The 3,959-nt window shown below is 61.5% G+C and carries 4 protein-coding genes and 2 pseudogenes; 2 read left to right on the top strand and 4 right to left on the bottom strand.

Going from position 1 to position 3,959, the window contains the following annotated elements:
* Positions 1-454: pseudogene (locus tag ACTIEN_RS21930) on the top strand (DeoR/GlpR family DNA-binding transcription regulator); the annotation flags it as partial.
* Between the two features lie 82 nt (positions 455-536).
* On the opposite strand, the pseudogene ACTIEN_RS21925 reads toward ACTIEN_RS21930, so the two are convergent.
* Positions 537-644: pseudogene (locus ACTIEN_RS21925) on the bottom strand (IS5/IS1182 family transposase); the annotation flags it as partial.
* On the opposite strand from ACTIEN_RS21925, the gene ACTIEN_RS21920 reads away from it, so the two are divergent.
* The gene (locus ACTIEN_RS21920; protein WP_439525270.1) at positions 605-784 is read left to right on the top strand and encodes an ATP-binding protein; all 180 of its coding nucleotides are present in this window, start codon (positions 605-607) and stop codon (positions 782-784) included. The pseudogene ACTIEN_RS21925 and the gene ACTIEN_RS21920 overlap by 40 nt on opposite strands.
* A gap of 508 nt (positions 785-1,292) precedes the next feature.
* Here the strand turns inward: ACTIEN_RS21920 and ACTIEN_RS21915 are convergent.
* The 3 genes from ACTIEN_RS21915 to ACTIEN_RS21905 all read right to left on the bottom strand — a co-directional run.
* The gene (locus ACTIEN_RS21915; RefSeq protein WP_439525269.1) at positions 1,293-1,988 is read right to left on the bottom strand and encodes an aspartate/glutamate racemase family protein; all 696 of its coding nucleotides are present in this window, start codon (positions 1,986-1,988) and stop codon (positions 1,293-1,295) included.
* A gap of 49 nt (positions 1,989-2,037) precedes the next feature.
* Complete coding sequence (locus ACTIEN_RS21910; RefSeq protein ID WP_439525268.1) at positions 2,038-3,477, bottom strand: aldehyde dehydrogenase family protein; 1,440 nt, start codon at positions 3,475-3,477, stop codon at positions 2,038-2,040.
* A gap of 87 nt (positions 3,478-3,564) precedes the next feature.
* On the bottom strand, positions 3,565-3,959 hold a 395-nt coding region (locus ACTIEN_RS21905; protein ID WP_439525267.1), incomplete at its 5' end, for an amidohydrolase family protein.

The following is a 3,959-nucleotide window of genomic DNA, read 5'->3' as shown; positions in this document are numbered from 1 at the left end:
CACCAACGATCTCTACGTTGCCAAGCAGCTGACCTACCGCGACAATATCACGCTGATCGTGCCGGGAGGTGCCTGCCGTGTCGGGTCCTACAGTCTGTTGGGCGAGCCAGGGCTGAGTTTCTTGAAGGATATCCATTGCGATGTCTTCTTCACCTCGGCGACTGCAATCGACGAGACCGGCACGTCGGAAACCAACCTCGAGCTGGGGCATATGAAGCGGGCGATGGCCGCGGCAGCAAGAGAAGTTGTGCTCATCGCCGACAGCAGCCGATTCATGTCCTGCGCCCTTCACCGCACAGTTCCCATCGGCTCAATTGACCTCATAATCACGGACTCGGGTCTACTTGAAGAAGATATCGCAAAGTTTTCGCTGCACAAGCCGCGCTTCAAGATCGTCAATAGGGCCAAGATGGGGAACTTGGACGCTGCTGATGAATCCAATCCGCCCGCCTGATGCGGGTTTCGCAAATTTCCGGCCTCGTGACTCGATGTAAGAGCGCATGTCTTCTTCCAGCGGCACGCGCATGACAGTTCAGGTTGGGGGTGAACTCGACGGCGCGGATGTCGGACATGGCCGGGTCCATGGCCAGATGCACCTTGCGCCATTCGCGTCGGCCCTCCATCCAGTGCTTGCGCGCCTGCCACCATCGCAGATGCCATTCTCGACCGCATCATATACAATGCCCACCGCATTGAGCTGAAAGGTGACAGCATGCGCCGGAAAAGCACAAAGCTAGAATTGACAACGACTGAAAACACCGAAATCATCACCCAAGACCAATGAACGCAGCGCAAGGATCAGCCACCACCTAGCTGTCCGGGAATTACTGAAACCGCTGTCCGAGATTTAGTGAAATCCCTGTCCGGTATTTCTGAAATCCGCAGCGCCTTCGCAATCGTGACGAGCTTTCGGGCAATCGCCGTGATGACCACCTTGTGCGTTTGTCCCGCGGCACGAAGCCGTTCAGCAAAGGTTTTCAGACCCTGGCCGTGATGGCTGGCAACAAGATCGGTCTGAAAAGGACGTGCCGCAACAGCCACCCCCTTCCACAAATGGCACGTTTTCCGCGAAGGGCACCGCTGTCATGCGCGAGCGGGGCGAGGCGAACGCTCGGTCGGTGTTGGTCTCATCAGCGGGCAAGAAAGCGAATTGCCAGTCACTGGTTTCGGCAAAACTGGCCATTCTCAAGGTGCCGGTTGGGGTTGCGGTTGTTTCTACCGGAGGTCTGAACCCGCGTCCCCGATCGCACGGCTCGGGTCCGGGTGCCGGAAGGTCGTCGAATGGCCCATTCTCAGGCATTCATCACCAGTTGGCGCAAGGCGCGCACGGCACTGTCAGGTGTGGTGACGACAGGGCAATCGGCCTGCGGCTGCAATACGCGCGCCGCGCGGGCAAGGCTAAACTGGCCAAGCACAATGGACTCCTGTTGGCCAAGCCCTTCGCAGGCACGGAGCACGGCCTCATCGTGCCGCGCCCCTTCCCCGGCATTCAGGGCGGAAAGAGCGCCCTCGGCGAATACAGGGGTAATCTGCACGGTTTTCCCCCGCGCTTGCGCCATGTCCTGCAATTCGCGTGTCAAGCTGGGCAGCGAGGGTGCAAAAGTCACCACCAGCGCGATACGCTCGCCCATTTCCAGCGCTTCGTCGAAAGCGGCTTCGTTGGGACGCATGACCGGTATCGGCAGGTCCGCCTTGACGGCCCCGATAGCCGGGCCAAAGGCCGAGCAGGTGAAGAGGATCGCGCGGGTATCAAGGCTACCCGTGCCACTGGCGGCATAGCGGCCCAGCGTGAGAAAGCGCTGCACCATCGCCTCGTCCAGCGCTCCGGCCCGCATCAGATCGGCGGAAAGCGAGGCATCCAGCAGATCGGCGGTCTGCGCATCGGGCCAGAGCGAGGCGAAGGCCCTGCGGATCGGCGCCACGGATTCTTCGAGTGCATGGATCAGCGCGATCCGGGGGGCCGGTGCGTCAGTGGCTGTGTCGGGCATGTTCATGCATCCTGTGCGGCGTTGTCACGATGTCGTTCCAGTACGCGGGTCACCCCACGTACACATAGGCCGTTTTGACTGAGGTATAGAACTCAGCCGCGTAGCTGCCCTGCTCGCGGGCGCCAAAGCTGGACCCTTTGCGCCCGCCGAACGGCACATGATAGTCCACCCCCGCCGTAGGCAAATTGACCATCACCATTCCGGCGGCCGAGCGGCGCCTGAATTCGCGGGCGAAGCGCAGGTTGGTCGTGCAAATGCCGGATGACAGGCCAAAAGGCGTGTCATTGGCCAAGGCTACGGCCTCGTCAAACCCATCCACCCGGATCACGCTGGCACAGGGGCCAAAGATCTCCTCACGCGCACTGCGCATGTCGTTGCTGGAATTGAGAAACAAGGCCGGGGCCTGGAAATTACCCTCGGTGTCCCGGTTCAATTGCTCGCCGCCCAACACCTCACATCCTTCTTCCGCCGCGAGCGCAACATAGGACAGGTTCCCCTTCAACTGGTTTGCAGAGGCGACCGGGCCGATCTGCATACCTTCTTCCAGTGCGTGCCCGACCTTCAACGCCTGCATCTGGCGAGCCAACGCGTCAACGAACGCATCATGTATGCCCGATTGCACGATCAGCCGGGACGACGCCGTGCAGCGCTGCCCGGTCTGGAAATAGGCCCCGTTCAGGCAGGCCGAGACAGCGGTACCCAGGTCGGCGTCGTCCATGACGATCATCGGGTTCTTTCCACCCATCTCCATCTGGAGCTTTTTCATGCTGGCCGCGCAGGCCGCCGCCAGTTGCCGCCCCACCGGCACCGACCCAGTAAAGGATATCCCCTTGATCCGCACATCTGCGGCCATCGCCTCACCGACAATCGAACCACGCCCCATCACGAGGTTGAACACCCCCGCCGGACAGCCCGCAGTATGGATGATCTCGGCAAGCAGATGCGCAGAACCGGGGGTCTGTTCCGACGGTTTAAAGACCACGCAATTGCCGTAGGCCAGCGCGGGGGCGATCTTCCAGGCGGGAATGGCAATCGGGAAATTCCATGGCGTGATGATGCCGACCACACCCAACGGCTCTCGTGTTACCTCGACGTCGACACCGGCACGGACAGAGGCCAACGCGTCACCGGACAGCCGCAGCGCTTCGCCAGAGAAGTAGCGGAAGACTTGAGCCGCGCGGCGCACCTCGCTCAGGGCCTCAGGTAGCACCTTGCCTTCTTCTCGCGCCAGCGCCCGTGCCAGTTCATCCTCGCAAGCGGTGATGCTGGTGGCTACACGGTCCAGCAGGTCGGCGCGCGCCTGCGGGGTGTCACAAGCCCAGCCGTCGGCGGCGGCCTGCGCGGCGTCCGCTGCATCGCTCACATCCTGCGCCCCGCCACGGGCGTAGAGGCCAATCAGGTCGGATATGTCCGACGGATTGCGGTTTTCCGAGGATTCCTTAGCCTCGCGCCACACCCCGCCAATCAGATTTCTTTGGACTTCGCCCATGTTCTTACTCCTGTTATCCGGCGGTCATCCAGCCGTTTTTCAGGCTTTGGCCTTTGGATTTTGCTTTGTCGATGGCTTTGGACAGTCTCATTGTGCGTCTTGCCATGGGTCGAAGCCAAAGAGGCGGGCAGGGTTTTCGACGAGGATCTGTTTGCGCAGGGCCTCGTCGGGCACGTAGCGATAGAACAGCTCCAGCAGGTCGGCATCGTTGGGGGGCTGTTGTTTCGATACCGGGTGTGGCCAGTCCGAGGCCCAGACACAGCGCTCGGGCGCGTGTGCGACGAGTTCCCGGGCCAGGGGGACCACGTCATCGTAGGGCGGTCCCGACTTCGTGATCTTCTCGCCGAGCGACAGCATCACCCAGACGTTGCCGCGGTCCATCAACTTCTTGAGCGCGACGATGCTCTCGTCCTCTGTTCCCCTGGAGGCGTCGGGGCGGCCCATGTGGTCGATCAGGATCGGGATGTCGATGCCGTCGAGTT

It is taken from the genome of Marivita sp. (genome assembly GCF_051859345.1).
GTDB lineage: Bacteria > Pseudomonadota > Alphaproteobacteria > Rhodobacterales > Rhodobacteraceae > Marivita.
Note: the sequence above shows the minus strand (reverse complement) of the source record. Positions and strands in the feature narration are given on the sequence as shown.